This window comes from Pseudomonas medicaginis (assembly GCF_965119365.1).
In the GTDB taxonomy this organism is placed as follows: domain Bacteria; phylum Pseudomonadota; class Gammaproteobacteria; order Pseudomonadales; family Pseudomonadaceae; genus Aquipseudomonas.
This window is the reverse complement of the sequence record NZ_OZ221631.1, coordinates 4,739,122-4,757,421: the sequence shown is the minus strand read 5'-3', so window position 1 is coordinate 4,757,421 and position 18,300 is coordinate 4,739,122. Positions and strand designations below refer to the sequence as shown.

At 62.5% G+C, this 18,300-nt stretch carries 11 protein-coding genes and 2 pseudogenes; 8 read left to right on the top strand and 5 right to left on the bottom strand.

Features of this window, described 5'->3' with window-relative positions; all coding sequences use genetic code 11:
* Nucleotides 1-107: 107 nt before the first annotated feature.
* The 4 genes from ACMTA2_RS20520 (at nt 108) to ACMTA2_RS20505 (ending at nt 4,353) form a co-directional block, all read left to right on the top strand.
* Nucleotides 108-1,046: a LysR family transcriptional regulator gene (locus ACMTA2_RS20520; protein ID WP_413791519.1), complete on the top strand. Its 939-nt coding sequence runs from the start codon at nt 108-110 to the stop codon at nt 1,044-1,046.
* A gap of 307 nt (nt 1,047-1,353) precedes the next feature.
* Nucleotides 1,354-2,736 (top strand): MFS transporter, encoded by a 1,383-nt coding sequence (locus tag ACMTA2_RS20515; protein ID WP_413791518.1) that lies wholly within the window; start codon nt 1,354-1,356, stop codon nt 2,734-2,736.
* Nucleotides 2,733-3,473: an SDR family oxidoreductase gene (locus tag ACMTA2_RS20510; RefSeq protein ID WP_413791517.1), complete on the top strand. Its 741-nt coding sequence runs from the start codon at nt 2,733-2,735 to the stop codon at nt 3,471-3,473. Before ACMTA2_RS20515 ends, ACMTA2_RS20510 begins: the two co-directional genes overlap by 4 nt.
* Before the next feature lie 31 nt (nt 3,474-3,504).
* Nucleotides 3,505-4,353 (top strand): ureidoglycolate lyase, encoded by an 849-nt coding sequence (locus ACMTA2_RS20505; RefSeq protein WP_413791516.1) that lies wholly within the window; start codon nt 3,505-3,507, stop codon nt 4,351-4,353.
* Between the two features lie 135 nt (nt 4,354-4,488).
* Here the strand turns inward: ACMTA2_RS20505 and ACMTA2_RS20500 are convergent, their stop codons facing one another.
* From ACMTA2_RS20500 to ACMTA2_RS20485, 4 genes and pseudogenes are all read right to left on the bottom strand, one after another.
* Nucleotides 4,489-7,584: a multidrug efflux RND transporter permease subunit gene (locus ACMTA2_RS20500; protein WP_413791515.1), complete on the bottom strand. Its 3,096-nt coding sequence runs from the start codon at nt 7,582-7,584 to the stop codon at nt 4,489-4,491.
* A 3-nt stretch (nt 7,585-7,587) separates the two neighbouring features.
* The gene (locus tag ACMTA2_RS20495) at nt 7,588-8,757 is read right to left on the bottom strand and encodes an efflux RND transporter periplasmic adaptor subunit (protein ID WP_413791514.1); all 1,170 of its coding nucleotides are present in this window, start codon (nt 8,755-8,757) and stop codon (nt 7,588-7,590) included.
* A 95-nt stretch (nt 8,758-8,852) separates the two neighbouring features.
* Nucleotides 8,853-9,446: pseudogene (locus ACMTA2_RS20490) on the bottom strand (methyl-accepting chemotaxis protein); the annotation flags it as partial.
* Between the two features lie 264 nt (nt 9,447-9,710).
* Nucleotides 9,711-10,904: pseudogene (locus ACMTA2_RS20485) on the bottom strand (PDC sensor domain-containing protein); the annotation flags it as partial.
* Nucleotides 10,905-11,381: 477 nt separating this feature from the next.
* On the opposite strand from ACMTA2_RS20485, the gene ACMTA2_RS20480 reads away from it, so the two are divergent.
* The 4 genes from ACMTA2_RS20480 to ACMTA2_RS20465 all read left to right on the top strand — a co-directional run bounded on the left by ACMTA2_RS20480 (nt 11,382) and on the right by ACMTA2_RS20465 (nt 17,104).
* Nucleotides 11,382-12,830, top strand: a complete 1,449-nt coding sequence (locus tag ACMTA2_RS20480; RefSeq protein ID WP_413791513.1) for an APC family permease — start codon at nt 11,382-11,384, stop codon at nt 12,828-12,830.
* A gap of 83 nt (nt 12,831-12,913) precedes the next feature.
* Nucleotides 12,914-14,335 carry an aldehyde dehydrogenase family protein gene (locus ACMTA2_RS20475; protein ID WP_413791512.1) on the top strand — a complete coding sequence of 474 codons (1,422 nt, stop codon included), beginning with the start codon at nt 12,914-12,916 and terminating at the stop codon, nt 14,333-14,335.
* An 11-nt stretch (nt 14,336-14,346) separates the two neighbouring features.
* Complete coding sequence (locus ACMTA2_RS20470; RefSeq protein ID WP_413791511.1) at nt 14,347-15,696, top strand: aminotransferase class III-fold pyridoxal phosphate-dependent enzyme; 1,350 nt, start codon at nt 14,347-14,349, stop codon at nt 15,694-15,696.
* 82 nt (nt 15,697-15,778) lie between these two features.
* On the top strand, nt 15,779-17,104 hold the full coding sequence (locus ACMTA2_RS20465) for an alginate export family protein (protein ID WP_413791510.1): 1,326 nt from the start codon (nt 15,779-15,781) through the stop codon (nt 17,102-17,104).
* 180 nt (nt 17,105-17,284) lie between these two features.
* Here ACMTA2_RS20465 and ACMTA2_RS20460 read toward each other — a convergent pair whose 3' ends face one another.
* On the bottom strand, nt 17,285-18,037 hold the full coding sequence (locus ACMTA2_RS20460) for an IclR family transcriptional regulator (protein ID WP_413791509.1): 753 nt from the start codon (nt 18,035-18,037) through the stop codon (nt 17,285-17,287).
* Between the last annotated feature and the right edge of the window lie 263 nt (nt 18,038-18,300).

The following is an 18,300-nucleotide window of genomic DNA, read 5'->3' as shown; positions in this document are numbered from 1 at the left end:
TCTTCCTGTTCGTAAAGCCTTCACGCTAGGGTGGCCGCTCGATAAACTCCAATGAGATATATTCAGTATTTGATAACGTCGGGTTATCGCCGGCCTGAGGAATAGCCATGTCAGATCTGTCCTTCTCCAGCTTCTGTGGCTGGCTCAAATTCCGCCACTTGCTGCTGATCGACACCTTGGGGCGCACCCGCAACATGCACCTGGCGGCGCAGCAGATGAACCTCAGCCAGCCGGCCATCAGCAAGATGCTCAAGGAAATCGAAAGCCTGCTCGGCTTTGCCCTATTCGAACGGCTGCCACGGAGCATGCCGCCTACGGCTTTGGGCGAACACGTACTGCGGTATGCGCAGATTGCCTTGAATGATGCGCGCTCGTTCGTCGAGCAAATCAGCAGCTTGCGCGAGGGTGGCCACGGCTTTCTCAAGGTCGGCGGGATCTTTGCCGCCACTGCGGTGGCTTTGCCCGAGGCGATTCTGCAGATCAAGCAGCGCTGGCCGTTGCTGTCGATTGAAGTGGTGGAGCAGACCAGTAACCACCTGATGGAGATGCTTGAAGAGAAGACGCTCGACCTGGCGGTGGCCCGTTTTACCGATCAAAGCCAGCAGCAGCGCTATGACTTCCAGCCGTTGGCCCCGGAGCCGTTCTGTATCGTGGTCAACTATCGCCATCCGTTGGCCGGCGCGGGCCCGGTCTCCTTGCAGCAGTTGGTGGACTTGCCGTGGATTCTCTACCCGGTCGGCACGCCGATCCGCGCTCGCATGGAGCTGGCTTTCGCCGAAGCCGGAGTTGGGATGCCGCGCAACACCATCGACACCATTTCCATGCAGACCTTCCTCCAGGTGCTGCAACGCGGGCCCATGATCGGCATGCTGCCCAATGCGATGGTCGATCCGCTGCTCGAAAGCGGCCAGCTCAAGACCCTCGATACCCCGTTGCACTTGGTGCCGCAGGACTACGGCATTCTCACGCGCAAGGATGAGCCGCTGGTGGGCGCGGCGCTGGAGTTCGCCGAGATCCTCAAGGACAACGCCCGCCAGATGACTTGAAGACGCAACCCAAACCTGTGGCGAGGGGATTTATCCCCGCTGGGCTGCGCAGCAGCCCCAAGAAGTTCAACGCAATCAACCTGCCAGGATACGAGGGCCAGTTTAGGTCTGCTTCGCAGCCCAGCGGGGATAAATCCCCTCGCCACAGGTTCCTGGTCCGAATCCCAAGCCTCGATAACAATACGTTATCGACTAATCCAAAAATGCCATTGGGAAAGAATCGATTCCCGACAGTAGAGTCCTCGTTCAATCGCCGGATGACTCGCTCATTCGACGTGACCCAATAAAAACAATCAGGGGTTACCTCATGCAAACCATCTCCGAGCCGTTGCCCGCCCAGGCTCCCGCCTGCGAACTGGATTTCGAAGACCGGACCTACCGCAAGGTGATCTGGCGGATCCTGCCCGTGTTGCTGTTGTGCTACATGGCGGCGTACCTCGATCGGGTGAACATCGGGTTCGCCAAGCTCGACATGCTCAACGAGCTGCAATTCAGCAACACCGTGTATGCCTTGGGCGCCAGTATGTTTTTCTGGGGCTACTTTCTCTTCGAAGTCCCCAGCAACCTGTTGCTGCATCGCTTTGGCGCGCGATTCTGGATCGCCCGGATCATGCTGACCTGGGCGGTGGTGTCCATGGCCGTGGCCTACACCGTGCCGCTGGCGGCGTTCTTTCATATCGAATCGAGCACCATGTTCTACGTGCTGCGTTTCCTGTTGGGCATCTGCGAAGCGGGCTTTTTCCCCGGCGTGATCCTCTACCTCAACTACTGGTTCCCGACCCACCGGCAGAGCCGGGTGATGTCCGGGTTCCTGCTGGCGCTTCCCGTCAGCCTGACCCTGGGCGGGATACTTTCCGGTTGGCTGATGAACAGCATGCAAGGGGTGCATGGCCTGTCTGGCTGGCAATGGATGTTACTGATCGAAGGCATTCCGTCGATCATCATGGCGTTCGTGGTGATCGTCTGCCTGGCCGACAACATCGACAAAGCCAAATGGCTGTCTGTCGCGGAAAAAGCCCTGCTCAAGGCCAACCTGCAAACCGACAATCAGGGCAAGGCCACGCGCTTGAGTGAAGTGTTCTTCAATCCTCGGGTGTGGCTGCTGGTGTTGATCCTGCTGACCTTCAACACCGGCTTCTATGGCCTGGCGTTCTGGATGCCTTCGATCATCAAGAGCACCGGGATCACCAACAGCCTGCACATCGGCTTGCTCACCGCCATTCCTTACTCGGTGGCAGTGGTGGCGATGCTGCTCAATGCCCGGCATTCCAACCGCACCGGCGAACGGCGCCTGCATGCGGCGATTCCGGCGTTCATCGGTGGCGTTGGATTGATCCTCAGCGCGTTCTTCGCCGATAACCTGGTGTTGTCGGTCCTGTTCCTCAGTGTCTCCGCCTCGGGGATCCTCAGCCTGATGCCGATCTTCTGGACTTTGCCGGGCACCGTGCTGTCGGGCGTCGCCGCCGCAGCCGGCATTGGCATGATCAACGCCATCGGCAACCTGTCGGGCTTCACCGGTTCGATGATCACCGCCGTGGCGGAAACCCTGACGGGCAATATCAACAACGGCACCTATGTCCTCGCCTTGTGCCTGTTGGTCAGCGGCGGGCTGATCCTGGCCATTCCCGCCTCGATGCTTGGCAGGACACCCAAGACCGCGCCACCGGCCGCGCAACTGGAGACGGCATGAGCCTGCAGAACAAGCGAGTCCTGGTCACGGCGGCGGGGCAGGGCATCGGCCTGGCCAGTGCCGTGGCTTTCGCCCGGGCCGGCGCCGAGGTGTTTGCCAGTGACATCGACATTCGCGCACTGACGGGCATCGATGGGGTCATGCCGATCATCCTGGATGTCACCTCGGCGGGTGCCATCGACGCCGTCTGCGAGCGCATCGGCGGGCTCGACGTGCTGTTCAACTGCGCCGGCTTCGTGCACAGCGGCAACATCCTCGACTGCGACGAAGCAGCCTGGGCGCGTTCGATGGACCTCAATGTCACGGCCATGTACCGCATGATCCGCGCGTTCCTTCCCGGGATGCTATCGCGTGGCGGCGGCTCGATCATCAACATGGCGTCGGTGGCGTCCAGCGTCAAGGGCGTGCCCAATCGCTTTGCCTATGCGACCAGCAAGGCGGCGGTGGTGGGCCTGACCAAGGCTGTTGCCATCGACTTCGTCAGCCAGGGCATCCGCTGCAACGCGATCTGCCCGGGCACTGTGGATTCGCCTTCGCTGCGCCAGCGCATCGCCGACCAGGCCGTGCAACAGGGTGTCGATGAGGCGCAGGTCTACCGGCAATTCCTCGACCGCCAGCCCATGGGGCGCATCGGCAGCACTGAAGAGATCGCACAGTTGGCGGTGTACCTGGGCAGCGATGCGTCCGCCTACACCACGGGGGCCATTCACCTCATCGACGGTGGCATGAGCCTCTGAACCCCGGTCTTCACTTGAGCAGGAGCACGTTATGAAACTATTGCGCTACGGCGAAAAAGGTTCGGAAAGACCCGGGCTGTTGGATGCCGACAATCAACTCCGCGACCTCTCGGGCCACGTGCCGGACATCGCCGGGCAGGTCCTGGGCGCGGACAGCCTGGCAATGCTCGCCGCCCTCGACCCGCGCAGCCTGCCGATCGTGACCGGCCAGCCGCGCATCGGTGCCTGTGTCGGCCAGGTTGGCAAATTCATCTGCATCGGCTTGAACTACGCCGACCATGCGGCCGAGTCGAATATGGAGGTGCCGAAAGAGCCGATCATCTTCAACAAATGGACCAGTGCCATCTGCGGGCCGAACGATGACATCCAGATCCCCCGTGGCTCGCTCAAGACCGATTGGGAAGTCGAGCTGGGCGTGGTCATCGGTAAGGGCGGGCGTTACATCGACGAGGCCAATGCGATGGAGCATGTCGCTGGCTACTGCGTCATCAACGATGTGTCCGAGCGCGAGTGGCAACTGGAGCGCGGCGGCACCTGGGACAAGGGCAAGGGCTTCGACACGTTCGGCCCCCTTGGTCCCTGGCTGGTGACCCGGGATGAAATCGCCGACCCGCATACGCTGGACCTGTGGCTGGAAGTCGACGGACACCGCTATCAGAACGGCAATACCCGGACGCTGATCTTCAGCGTGCCGCAACTGATCGCTTACCTGAGCCGCTGCATGAGCCTGCAACCGGGGGATGTGATCTCCACCGGCACGCCGCCCGGCGTCGGCTTGGGCATCAAGCCCAACCCGGTGTTCCTGCGCCCGGGCCAGACCATTCGCCTGGGGATCGAGGGCTTGGGCGAACAGCGTCAGGTCACGGTGCAGGCGGATTGATCACTGGGTTCGCCTGCCGCCTTCGCGAGCAAGCTCGCTCCCACAGAAGGATTCCGGATGCACGCGGATAGGGTGTCCGCTGAAGACCCAATGTGGGAGCGAGCTTGCTCGCGATAGCGGTGCTCCGGCCTGGCCTCACTTGGGATCAACACGCCTGACTCGCTTCATCACCACCACGAAAAACACCGGCACGAACACCACCGCCAGTGTGGCGGTGATCATGCCGCCGATCACCCCGGTGCCGATGGCCTGCTGGCTCGCCGAACTGGCGCCCGTGGCAATCGCCAGCGGTACCACCCCAAGGATGAACGCCAGCGAGGTCATGATGATCGGTCGCAGGCGCAGGCGTGCAGCCTGTAGCGTGGCGTCGATCAGGTCGTGGCCTTCGTCGTACAGGCTCTTGGCGAATTCGATGATCAGGATCGCGTTTTTCGCCGACAGGCCGATGATGGTGATCAGCCCGATCTTGAAGAACACATCGTTGGGCATGCCGCGCAACGACACGGCCACTACCGCACCGAGCACGCCCAGCGGCACCACCAGCAGCACCGAGGTCGGGATCGACCAGCTCTCGTACAGCGCCGCCAGGCACAGGAACACCACCAGCAACGACAGGCCCAACAAGATCGGCGCCTGGCTGCCGGACAAGCGCTCCTGCAACGACAGCCCAGTCCATTCCTGGCCCAGGCCCGTCGGCCCTTGGGCCACCAACCGTTCGATTTCGGCCATGGCTTGCCCGGTGCTGTAGCCCGGTGCCGGTTCGCCGGAGATGCTCACCGCCGGATACCCGTTATAGCGGGTCAATTGCGCCGGCCCCTGAGTCCAGCGGGCCTGGACGAAGGCTGACAACGGGACCATTTTTCCATTGGTGTTGCGCACGTGAATCTTCAACAGGTCCTCGACCTGGCTACGCTGGTCGCCCTCGGCCTGGACCACTACCCGCTGCATCCGCCCCTGGTTGGGGAAGTCGTTTATGTAGGCCGAACCTACCGCCGTGGACAACACGCTGCCGACATCGGCAAAGGAAATACCCAGGGCATTGGCCTGTTTGCGGTCAACCTCCAGTTGTACCTGCGGCGCCTCCGCCAGGGCGCTTTCGCGCACATTCATCAGCATCGGGCTTTTTTCGGCGGCGGCGAGCAATTCGCTGCGGGCCTGCATCAAGGTGGCATGGCCGAGGCCACCACGGTCCTGCAAACGGAACTCGAAACCGCTGGAAGTGCCCAGGCCGTCCACCGGCGGCGGTAGCACCGAGAACGCCATGGCGTCCTTGATCTGGCTTAGCGCCAGGTTGGCGCGGTCGGCGATGGACGCCGCGGAATCATTGGCGCCGCGTTGCGACCAATCCTTGAGGGTGGTGAAGGCCAGTGCCGCGTTCTGCCCGCTGCCGGAGAAGCTGAAACCGAGAATGACTGTGCTGTCGCCAACCCCCGGCTCGCCGGCATTGTGGGCTTCGATCTGCTCCACCACCTGCACCGTACGATTCTTGCTGGCACCCGGTGGCAGCTGGATGTCGGTGATGGTGTAGCCCTGGTCTTCCACCGGCAGGAACGAAGAGGGCAGGCGACTGAACAGCAGGCCCATGCCCACCAGCAGCACGCCGTAGATCAGCAGATAACGACCACTGCGTTTCACCGCATAGGCCACCCACCCTTGATAGCGCTCGCCGAACCGGTCGAAGCCACGGTTGAACCCGCCGAAGAAACCGCTTTTGGCGTGGTGGTCACCTTGAGCGACCGGTTTGAGCAAGGTCGCGCAAAGCGCTGGGGTCAGGGTCAGGGCGAGAAAGGCCGAGAACAGGATCGACGTCGCCATCGACAGCGAGAACTGCTGGTAGATCACCCCCACCGAGCCCTGCATGAACGCCATCGGAATGAACACCGCCACCAGCACCAGGGTAATCCCGATGATCGCCCCGGTGATCTGCCCCATGGCCTTGCGCGTGGCCTCCTTGGGCGACAAGCCTTCCTGGGCCATGATCCGCTCGACGTTCTCCACCACCACGATGGCATCGTCCACCAGGATGCCGATGGCCAGGACCATGCCGAACATGGTCAGCACGTTGATCGAGAACCCCAGGGCGAGCATCGTCGCGAAGGTGCCCATCAGCGCCACCGGCACCACCAATGTCGGGATCAGGGTGTAGCGGATGTTCTGCAGGAACAGGAACATCACCGCGAACACCAGCAACATCGCCTCGCCGAGGGTGTAGATCACCTTGGTGATCGAGACTTTGACGAACGGCGAGGTGTCGTAGGGAATCTTGTATTCCACGCCGGCCGGGAAGTAGCGCGACAGCTCGTCCATCTTGTTCCGCACCAGGGTCGCGGTGTTCAAGGCGTTGGCGCCCGGAGACAGTTGCACGGCCACGGCAGTGGACGGCTTGCCGTTCAGGCGCGTGGAAAACTGGTATTCCTGGCTGCCGATTTCCACCCGTGCCACGTCGGCGATGCGCACCGTCGAGCCATCGGGGTTGGCCTTGAGCACAATGTCGGCGAACTCCTGCGGCGTGTTGAGCTGGCCTTTGACGACGATGGTCGCGGTGATTTCCTGGGTGCTGCGGCTCGGCAAATCCCCCAGGCTGCCGGCCGACACCTGGGCGTTCTGCGCCACGATGGCGGCATTGACGTCGGCCGGGGTCAGGTTGAAGCCAACGAGTTTCTGCGGGTCGATCCAGATCCGCATCGCCCGCTCGGCGCCGTACAACTGGGCCTTGCCGACACCGTCCAGGCGCTTGATCTCGTTCATCACGTTGCGCGCCAGGTAGTCACTGAGGGCCACGTCGTCGAGCTTGCCGTCGCTGGAGGTGAGGGTGATCAGCAGCAGGAAGCCCGCGGAGACTTTGTCCACTTGCAAGCCTTGCTGGGTCACCGCTTGCGGCAGGCGCGACTCCACAGCCTTGAGGCGGTTCTGCACATCGACCTGGGCCAGCTCCGGGTTGGTGCCGGGTTGGAAGGTCGCGGTGATGGTGGCGCTACCCAGGCTGCTCTGGGACTCGAAATACAGCAGGTTGTCGGCGCCGTTGAGTTCTTCCTCGATCAGGCTGACCACGCTTTCGTCCACGGTTTGCGCCGAAGCACCCGGGTAGACGGTGTAGATCTCGATCTGGGGCGGGGCCACGACCGGGTATTGCGCCACCGGCAGTTGCGGGATGGCCAGGATACCGGCCAACAGGATAAACAGCGCGACGACCCAGGCGAACACCGGACGGTCGATGAAGAACTGCGGCATGGCTTAGTGTCCTGCCTGTGGCCCGGGAACCTGGGCGAGGGGAAGTGGGGTGTCATCGACCTGGACCTGCTCACCGGGATGGGCGTGTTGCAGGCCTTCGATGACGATGCGGTCGCCGGGTTTCAAACCTTGCGTGACGACCCAGCGATCGTTTTGCGCGGCGCCCAGTTGCACCGGTTGCTGGCTGATTTTCTGCTCGGCGTCCAGCCGCAAGACGTGGGCGACCCCGGCGCTGTCCCGCAGGATCGCCCGTTGTGGCACGGTGATGCCCTGGTTGTTGACCGCTTGTTCGAGGCGCACGCGGATGAAGCTGCCCGGCAGCAGGTCCAGGTCGGGGTTGGGGAACTCGCTGCGCAGGGTGATCTGGCCGGTGCTCGGGTCGACGCTGAGGTCGGTGAACAGCAACTTGCCGGGCAGCGGATAAGGGCTGCCGTCGTCCTGAATCAACGTGGCCTTGGCCTGGCCCTGGCCGACCGCTTGCAAAAGCCCTGCGCGAAAGGCGCGGCGCAGGTCGTTGAGTTCGCGGGTCGATTGCGTGAGGTCGGCGTGGATCGGGTCCAGTTGCTGGATCAACGCCAACGGCGTGCTTTCGTTCTGCCCCACCAGGGCGCCTTCCGTCACCAGGGCGCGACCGATGCGCCCGGCGATCGGCGCGGTCACCGTGGCATACCCGAGGTTCAGTTTCGCCCGTTCCACGGCAGCCTTGTTGGCGGCGACGTCGGCGGCGGTCTGGCGCACGTTGGCCCGGGCGTTGTCGTAGTCCTGGCCACTGACTGCCTGGTCATCGATCAACTGGGCGTAACGTTGTGCCTGCAAGCGGGCCTGGAACGCATTGGCCTCGGCCTTGCGCAATGCCGCTTCGGCGCTGTCCAGGTCGGCCTTGAACGGCGCCGGATCGATACGGAACAGCACCTCGCCCTGCTTGACGTCGCGGCCTTCGCGAAACACCTGCTGCAAGACCACGCCGGTCACCCGTGCACGGACCTCGGCGACCCGTGGTGCGACGATCCGGCCGCTCAGCTCGTTGCTGATCGACAGTGGTCGGGCCTGGACGGTTTCGACCCGTACGCTTGCCAGCGGGGAGGGTGCTTCTGGGGTCGAGGCGCTATCACAGCCATTGAGCAGCAGCGCCCCAACCAACAGGCCCAGTGTGACGAAAGGAATCTTGGACATGGTGCTTCCCCACTATTGAGCCGTCCATGGTAGGGAGCGAGGCCAATGGCAGGGGTGAAGCTTTGTAGGCGCTCTGTGAAATTGTGTAATCACCCTTAAACCCGGAAGTGGCCCACCAACTGCTGTTGATGGTTGGCCATGGCATGCAACGAGTGGCTCGCCTGGGACGCGTCTTCCATCCGGCCGGTCAAGGTCTCGCTGATCCCGCGAATGTCGCTGACGCGATGGCTGATGTCTTCCACGACAGCGCTTTGCTCCAGGGCGGCGCTGGCGATCTGCTGGTTCATGTGCTCGATCACTTCCACGGCGTCGGTGATATGTTGCAGCGCCGCATGGGTCTTTTCGACTTGGGCGACGCTGTCCCTGGCCTGTTCGCGACTCAGTTGGGTGCTGTGCACGACCTCCTGGCTCAACTGTTGTAGCGCTTCGATCACGGTGCGTATCTGCTCGACCGAGTTCTGGGTGTTACTGGCCAAATGGCGAACTTCGTCGGCCACCACGGCGAAGCCGCGTCCCTGTTCACCCGCCCTGGCCGCTTCGATGGCGGCGTTCAACGCCAGCAGGTTGGTCTGCTGGGCAATGGCACAAATCACGTCCAGCACCTGGCCGATGTGTTGGCTGTTGCCGGCCAACGCCTGCACCTGCTCGAGGGTGGTTTCCAGGCGTCGGTCCAGGCTGTCGATGCTGGTGACCGCATTGGCGAACAATTCACGCCCCGATCGGCTTGCGCTTTCGGCGACGGTGGCGGCATCGGCCGCCTGGTGGGAGTGACGGGCCACTTCCTGGGCGCTGGTGCTCATTTCATGCAAGGCGGTCGCTGCCAGCTCGACTTCCCGGTATTGCGTGTGCATGCCCGCGCTGACTTCCCGGGCCACCTGCGCCGATGTATCGGCGGTGTCGCGGGTGGCCAGGGACGCTTGCTGGATATCGCGGATAATGGGCTGCAATTTGTCGAGAAAGCGGTTGAAGCCCTTCGCCAGGTGGCCCAATTCATCGTGGCGGTCGTTGGGCAGGCGTTGGGTGAGATCGCCGTCGCCCTCGACAATGGCGTCGAGCATGTGCACCACCCTGAACAAGGGGCGGGTGACGCCGTAGGCCGCCAGCCAGATAAGCAATAGGCCCAGGCAACTGGCGAGCAAGCCCAGGCTGAGGTTGAACCAATCGGACTGGCGACGCTTGTCGTCCAACTGGGCCTGCATTTGCAGGGCCGGCGCTTGCACAAGCGACTCAGGCACGCGTATCTGCAATTGCCAGGGCGTATTGGCGGGAACGGTTTGCACGGCTTGCTGAACATCGATGGAGAGGCCGTCAACCGTGCCGCTATGGCCGGCAACTTGCCCTGACGGGGAAAGAATGTTGATCTCGCTGTGGCCGGGGTACAGGTCGTTTGCAAGGCTGGCGGCGAGTTGCTGGAGGGTATCGAGGCTGATGTCCATGCCCACCACGCCGATGACTTTGCCCTGGTCCAGCAACGGTATGGAGAGGCTGCTCATCAAGGTCTTCTGGCCTTCGACCTCGATCGCGTAGGGCTCTGTCACGCAGGTGCGCCCCAGGGTCTGCGGGCAGACGTACCAGGCATTGGCCGGCTCGCTGCCCGGTGGTGCCGTGTTGGCGCTGATCTGGGCTTCGCTGAGCACTTCCTGCACCAGATGGCCGGGTTGGCTTTGCGACCAGTACAGGGCAAAGCGACCTTTTTCATTGCCGGCCAGATCCCGTTGACCGGTGAAACCGGCATCTTCACCGACCAGCGCGTCGGGCAGCAGCACCACATAAAACCCGAGGACTTTTTCGCGGTTCTGAAGGGCTTGGCGGGTCGCGGCGATCAGGTCCCGGCGCAGTTGCCCTGGCGTCAGTCGCCCGTTCCACGCCTGGGCGCGCAGTTGCAGGACCTGTTGGGCAAAACCTTCCCCATAGATCGCGGTTTCGCTGAAAAAGCGCTCCACCCGCTGACCGTGGGCCAGGGCTTGTGCTTGCAGGCCTTCCAGGGCCGAGCGCCCCAACAGTTGGCTGCTTTGCTGCTTGAGCAGCGTGGCGCCTTGTTGGTTCTGATACAGGGAGGCGCCGGTCAATGCCCCGACGACCGCCAGCAGGCACAGGCCACTCAAGAGTGTGATCCGCCATTGGATAGAGAGACGAGCGAAGAACATGCTGAAGTTTTCCTGCGCATGGGGATTTTTATTGTTCTGAGCCCTGCGTCGTTCGAACGGTGGGCGAGGTTATCTTGCGGCAGGAAGCGCCCGCCGGTTATCCCGAATCGGCAGCCTCTGTGCGCCGACAGTGGGCCAATGCGAGGCACTTGGGACGACGACGTCCCTGTGGCGAGGGGATTTATCCCCGTTGGGCTGCGCAGCAGACCTAAAACAGTGAACTCAATCTTGCTGGCACACCGAGCTGCGTGATTCGGGGGGCCGCTTCGCAGCCCAGCGGGGATAAATCCCCTCGCCACAGGGCTGACCTGTTTTGGGGCGCGGCTTCGGATGCTGCCGTTTTGGGATAGCGAAGGGTTTTGGCCAGGGCCTAGCATCGAATCCAGCGTGCAAGCAGAACAACAAGCCTTTGGAAGTCGGCGAAGCGGGCCGTCTCCGATCCAGCAGCAACTGCCTCATACAATAAGGTCAAGAACCATGAGCGTATCTTTCCCGATCAGCAGCTCGACGGAGTTGAAGCGCGGCGCCTTGGGTGTCGGTTTCATCATCTTCTTTGTGATTTCGGCGGCGAGTCCCTTGAGCGTCATCGCCGGCGGTTTCCCCATTGGCATCATGCTGGGCAACGGCGCTGGCACACCGGCATTGCTGATCCTGGCCTTGTTGGTGTTACTGGCCTTCTCGGCGGGCTACACCGCCATGTCCCGCCACATGACCAACGCCGGTGGTTTCTATGCCTTCACCTCCCGCGGCTTGGGTGGCCTGGCCGGTGGGGCGGCGGGGGTGCTGGCGATGTTCGCCTACAACATTCTCCAGGTCGGCCTCTACGGCATGTTCGGCGGCGTGGTCAGTGGCACGATGGCCAGCGTCTTTGGCCTGGACTTGCCGTGGTGGACCTATTCGCTCCTGGCGATGGCGAGCATCGCGATTCTTGGCTATCGCAAGATCGACCTGTCGGCCCGGGTGCTGTCGGTGGTGGTCATTGCCGAGTACCTGGCGATCCTGACGCTGGATTTCGCCATTCTCAAGACCGGTGGCGACAGCGGCATCAATCTCGATTCGTTCGAGCGCAGCCATGTGTTCAGCGGCACGCCGTCCATCGGCCTGCTGTTCTGCTTTGCGGCGTTCATTGGCTTTGAAGCCACCACCATCTATGGCGAGGAGGCCAGGAACCCGCACCGTACGATTCCCATCGCCACCTACAGCTCGGTGCTGTTGATCGGTGGTTTCTATGCCCTGTCGGTCTGGGCGATGGTGATTGGCGTCGGTGCGGACAAGATCGTGCCGACCCTGCAGGCGCTCCAGGATCCGACGACGTTCATCTACGGCATGTCCGATCACTTTGTCGGCCCGCACCTGACCCAGATCATCCGCGTGCTGTTCATGGTCAGCATCTACGCCGGGTTGCTGGCGTTCCACAATGCCGCGGCGCGTTACTTCTATGCCATCGGCCGTGACGGTTTGCTGCACAGCCGGCTGGGGACCACCCATCGCGTGCACCAGAGTCCGCACATGGGCTCGGTCCTGCAAAGCCTGATCGCGGCGGTGGTGGTGCTGATCTTCGCCGCACTGGACGCCGATCCGATCCTGCAATTGTTCGCCTGGTTCTCCAACCTGGCCACGCTGTGCGTGATCCTGCTCATGGCGCTGACTTCGGCGGCGGTATTCGTCTATTTCCGAGCGCACCCGGAGTTGAAGCTGGGGCTCTGGCGCGGTCGGATTCTGCCGGGCTTTTCGTGCCTGGCATTGTTGGTGGTCCTGGCTCTTGCGGTGATTCATTTCGACGTACTGACCGGTGCCAGCCAACTCTTGTCCTACGGCCTTTGCGCAGTGATTCCCGTCGCACTGATCGTCGGCGTGTTCCTCGCCGTTCGATTGCGCAAGGCCTCGCCCGAGCGGTTCATGGCGTTGGGCAGCCACAAGCTCTAGGGCACCGCGCAACCACGTCAATCTACCCAGAAAAAATCCGCTGTCGTTCGCGACGGTCCGGCAGCGCTTGAAAGGAAGGTGTCATGCACGATTATCAAATGCTCATCAATGGGGCCCGGGTCGACGGAGAAAACGGGTGCTTCGATGTGCTCAATCCGGCGACCGGTACGGTGTTCGCCCGCTGTGCGGCCGGTTCCCTGGCTCAACTGGACCTTGCCGTCGAAGCGGCGCAATCGGCCTTTGTCGAGTGGCGTCACAGCACCCATGAAGATCGCCGCCAGCGCCTGCTGAGCATCGCTGCCGATATCGAGCAGGAAGCCGAGGCATTGGCCCGGCTCATTGTCCTGGAACAGGGCAAGCCGTTGGAATTGGCGTTCTCCGAAGTGATGGGCGCGGTGGCCTGGACGCGCTATGCCGCCGAGCAGCAGATCCCCGTGGAGTTGGTGGAAGAAACCCCAACCCAGCGCATTGAACTGCACCGCAAGCCGTTGGGCGTCGTTGCGTCGATCACGCCCTGGAACTGGCCGTTCATGATTGCCGTCTGGCACATCATGCCGGCGTTGCGCGCCGGCAACTGCGTCATCAGCAAACCCTCCAGCCTGACCCCCTTGAGCACCCTGAGCCTGGTGGAGATCATCGCGCGCCATGTGCCTCGGGGGGTGATCAATAGCGTGACCGGCGAACAAGGGTTCGGCAGTGCGATCACTGCCCATGCCGGCATCCAGAAGATCGTCTTCACTGGCTCGACCGCCACTGGGCAAAGCGTGATGCGCGGCGCCGCCGGCAACCTCAAGCGCCTGACCCTGGAGCTGGGCGGCAACGATGCCGCCATCGTGCTGCCCGGCACGCCGGTCGAGGCGGTTGCCGAAGACATTTTCCAGGCGGCCTTCCTGAACATGGGGCAGACCTGCGCCGCCCTCAAGCGTTTGTATATCCACCAATCCCAGTACGAGGCCTTCGCCCAGGCCCTGGCCCGGATCGCCGGGCGCCAAGTGGTGGGTGACGGCCTGGCGCCGGGGGTCACGTTTGGCCCAGTGCAGAACCTCGAACAGCTGACGCTGGTGGAGGCGCTGGTGGCGGATGCCCGTGCCCAGGGGGCGCGTGTGTTGTGCGGTGGTGCTCGTTTGGACCGCCCGGGCTTTTTCTATCCGCCGACGCTCGTCGCCGATGTGACCGACGGGCAGCGCCTGGTGGACGAGGAACAGTTCGGTCCGGTGTTGCCGCTGATTGCCTACCAGGAGGTCGAGGATGTCCTGCGTCGCGCCAATGCCGGTGACATGGGCCTGGGTGGATCGGTCTGGGGCAGCGACAGCGAGCAGGCACAGGCATTGGCCAGTCGTCTGGAGTGTGGCATGGCCTGGGTCAACTGCCATGCGCAGATCCAGCCGAATACGCCGTTTGGCGGCAGCAAGATGTCCGGGTTCGGCGTCGAGTTCGGCCTTGAAGGGTTGCTGGAATTTACCGGCCAGCAACTGCTGTACGTACGCAAGCGTGAAACTGAGTGAGGACTGCAACCATGTACGAGCACTACAAGACAGCACAGAAGAAGTTCTGGCACCCGATGAGTTCTGCGGCGCCAGCCAACCGCTCAAAGACGTTGATCATCGCCCGTGGCGATGGCAACTACATCACCGATATCGAAGGCCATCGCATGCTCGATGGTGTGGGCGGCCTCTGGAACGTGAATGTGGGCCACAACCGGCCTTCGGTGAAAGCGGCCATCGCCGCGCAGCTGGACGAACTGGCCTATTACCAGACCTTCGACGGCATCGCTCATCCGCGGGTGTTCGACCTGGCTGAGCGGCTGACGTCGATGTTCGCCCAGGAAAACATGGCGCGGGTCCTGTTCAGTTCCGGCGGCTCCGATGCGGTCGAGACGGCCCTGAAAATGGCCCGTCAATACTGGATCGCCAGCGGCGAGCCAGGGCGCACGCGCTTTCTGTCGTTGCGCAATGGCTACCATGGCGTGCACGTGGGCGGCACCTCCGTGGGCGGCAACGGCGTGTATCACTACAACCACGGGCCGCTGCTGGCTGGCTGTCATCTGCTCGATACGCCGTGGCTGTATCGCAACCCCTGGGACTGCCGCGATCCGGAAGAACTGACCGCTCACTGCATTCGCCAGTTGGAAGATCAGATCGCGCTGCTCGGCCCGCAGACCATTGCCGCGTTGATCGCCGAGCCGGTGCAGGGCGCTGGTGGCGTGATCGTGCCGCCTGCGTATTACTGGAAGCGGCTGCGTGAAGTCTGTGACCGCCACGGCATCTTGTTGATTGCCGACGAAGTGGTCACCGGGTTCGGTCGTACCGGCTGCATGCTCGGCAGTCGGGGCTGGGGCGTCGCGCCCGACGTACTGTGCCTGGCCAAGGGCATCACCGCCGGCTACATCCCCATGGGCGCCACGGTCTTCAACCAGCGCATCGCCGATGCCATCGAGAACGCCCCGGGTTTCAGCAGCGTGATCATGCACGGCTACACCTACAGCGGTCACCCGACTGCCTGTGCGGCGGCCCTGGCGGTGCTGGACATCGTCGAGGCCGAGGATTTGCCGGGCAACGCCGGGAAGGTCGGTGCCCAGTTGCTGGAGCAACTGCAACCGTTGACCGAACGTTATGCGGTGGTGGGCGAAGTGCGCGGCAAGGGCTTGATGATCGCCGTGGATCTGGTGGCGAACAAGGTCACGCGCGAGCCGCTTGACCCCGCCAACGGCCTGGCCTCGCGCATTGCCGAGCAAGCGCGCCGCGCCGGCGTACTGGTGCGCCCGATCGGCAACAAAATCGTGATGTCGCCACCGCTGACACTCACTTCTGACGAGGCCGTCATGATGGTCGGTGCGCTGGACAGCGCGCTTGCCGACTGCCGTTAACCCGGCCAGCCGGTGCCGCTTGCGGTGCCGGCTCTTGCATATAAAAACAGCCTATAAGGGCGCACCACAAGGAGCTCCAGCCATGCGAAATCTATCGCGTATGGGATTTTTCGGCAGTGGCCTTGCCTGTACGTTGGCGCTCTGCGCGGCGAGTCAGGTCCAGGCCCATGAGTTGTATGCCGATGACGACACTCACCTCAACGCCGACATGCTGGCCGTGTTCGGCCATTTCAACAGTCGCAAGAACTACGACGGCAGGCCAGGCGGTTCAACCTGGCGCGAAGGCTTCATCAAGTATGGCGTCAGCGGTGACCAGGGCCTGGCCGGCCATGGTACTGCCTACGGCGCCTTCAGCCTGGTCAGTTCCGCCACCTGGGGCGATGGCGACGCGGCCGGCAATACGCTGGGCAGCGAGCGCACGACGAAGATCGAAGACGCCTACCTGGGCTGGCGCTCCGCCGATCTGTTCCCACTGCTTGGGCAGGACGGTGTCGATATCTCCGGCGGCCGCCAGGTGGTCAAGTTGGGCAGGGGGTTCCTGATCAACGATGACGGGCCGAACCTGGGCAAAGGGCCTGCCGAGGGTCGCTTGAATCGTGGTGGCGCTTATTACCTGGCAGCCCGGCACGCGTTCGATCAGACCGCCGTGCTGCGTCTGGGCGGGCAGGAAGGGCTGCATGGCAGTGTGGTCTGGCTCAAGTCCGACAACCGTGCCCAGGCCGAAACCGAACTGGCCGCCGGTACGTTGGACTACACCACCAAGGCAGGCACGTTGGGGCTGACCTGGATACATGGCCTCGACGTGAACGAGCAGTGGGCCAGCGATTTCCAGAAGCAACGCAAGGGCATGGATGTCTACAGCATCCGTGGTGAAGGCGACGCGGGCATCGAGAACGCCAGCCTGGCGTTCGAATACGCCTGGCAGGACAAGGACGCCGGCCCGCAGAACGCCTGGTACGCCGAGGCCGGCTACACCTTTGCCGAGCTCCCCTGGGCCCCGAAGCTGACGTACCGCTACACCCGTTATTCGCAGAAGTGGGATTCACTGTTCACCGGGCAGAGCACGGGCTATGGCACCTGGTTCCAGGGTGAAGTCGCGGGTAACTATGCAGGGCCCTTCAACAGCAATACGGCTATCCACCATGTCGGCCTGAAGGCCACGCCACTGGAAAACCTGACCCTTGGCGTGCTGTATTTTGATTTCAACACGGTACGCAAAGACAACGCCCTGAACCTGGATGCCCGTGAGCTGGATCTGTATGCCGAGTGGGCAGTGAACGAGCATTTGATCGTTACCCCTCTGATCGGCCTCTACAAGCCGGATCGGGACGCGACAACCGGCGGCAATCAAGTGAGCGGCAATGGCACCAACGTCTACAGCCAGGTGTCGGTGGCCGTGCCGTTCTGACGCGGGGGTTGTTCGATAAACCCTGTGGCGAGGGGATTTATCCCCGTTGGGCCGTGCAGCAGCCCCCCCCTACAAGCCAATTCAATCTATCTGACACACCGAGTTGTTTGGCTTTTAGGGCTGCTGCGCAGCCCAGCGGGGATAAATCCCCTCGCCACAGGGGAGTGAGCAGTGTCCCTGTCAGCTGACAGCAGGCGGATGTTGCATCCGCCCGGCAATCCGCCGGGTGGTGTCCATCACCATTTCAATCACGGTTTCCTGGCGCAGCAGCTTGAAGCTATCGGTGCTGCCGACGGCCGAAAGGCTGCCCACCACTTCGTCGAGCTCCGGGTTGACGATCGGCGCCGCGATACCTGTGAGCCCCAGGTTGAGTTCATCGTGGGTCATGCAATAGCCGTCCTTGCGGATCTTTTTCGCAGCCTTGGAAAAGCTTGCCCAGTCATAGCCGCTGTCGGGGACATTGGCCAGGTGTTCGTCGAACAGGCGTTGCAGACGCCGACCCTTCTGGAAGGCGATCAACACCTTGGATTGTGCACCGCGAAAAAACGGCAGCGGCTGGCCGCGACCGAATGCGAACTGGTAGGTGTCACTGGGTTCGGCGATGTAGGTGTTGATGATGCGGCCGTCGTAGAAAACGCTGGCGAACACCGCCAGGCCAGTGGCTTCGGACAGCTGGTGCATCAGCTCGCGGCCTGCCACGAGGATCGGGTCGTACTGGCGCATCATCCAGTCCAGCTCAATGATGCGTGGCCCCAGGCCGTAGCTGCCGGCATCCACCCGGACCAGCAGGCCGGCATCGCACAAGTCCTTGACGTAGCGGTACACGGTCGCCCGTGACAGGCCCATGCGCTCGGCGATGGTATCGGGTTCGATCTTCAGCGTGGCCGGGCCGAAAAGGTCCAGCACACTCAGCATCTTGCTCAGACTGCTCATTTCGCTCCTAAAGGGGGGGGGCGCGTAGGGGGGCGTTGGGTGAGCACTATAGGTAGCCGCGGGGGTGATGAAAAGCCCGCTTGCTCGCCCAGAAGCGCATTGCCACGGTAACCCAATGCTTGAGAAATACAAGTGTCTGCAAAGGCATTTTCTGTTTTAAAATTCGCATTAATCTCAAAATATGATTTTAATGTATAAAAATAGCTTGTTTTGTCGATTCTGCTGTGTGATAAATCTCAGCCACTGCAAACGCTCGACGAAGA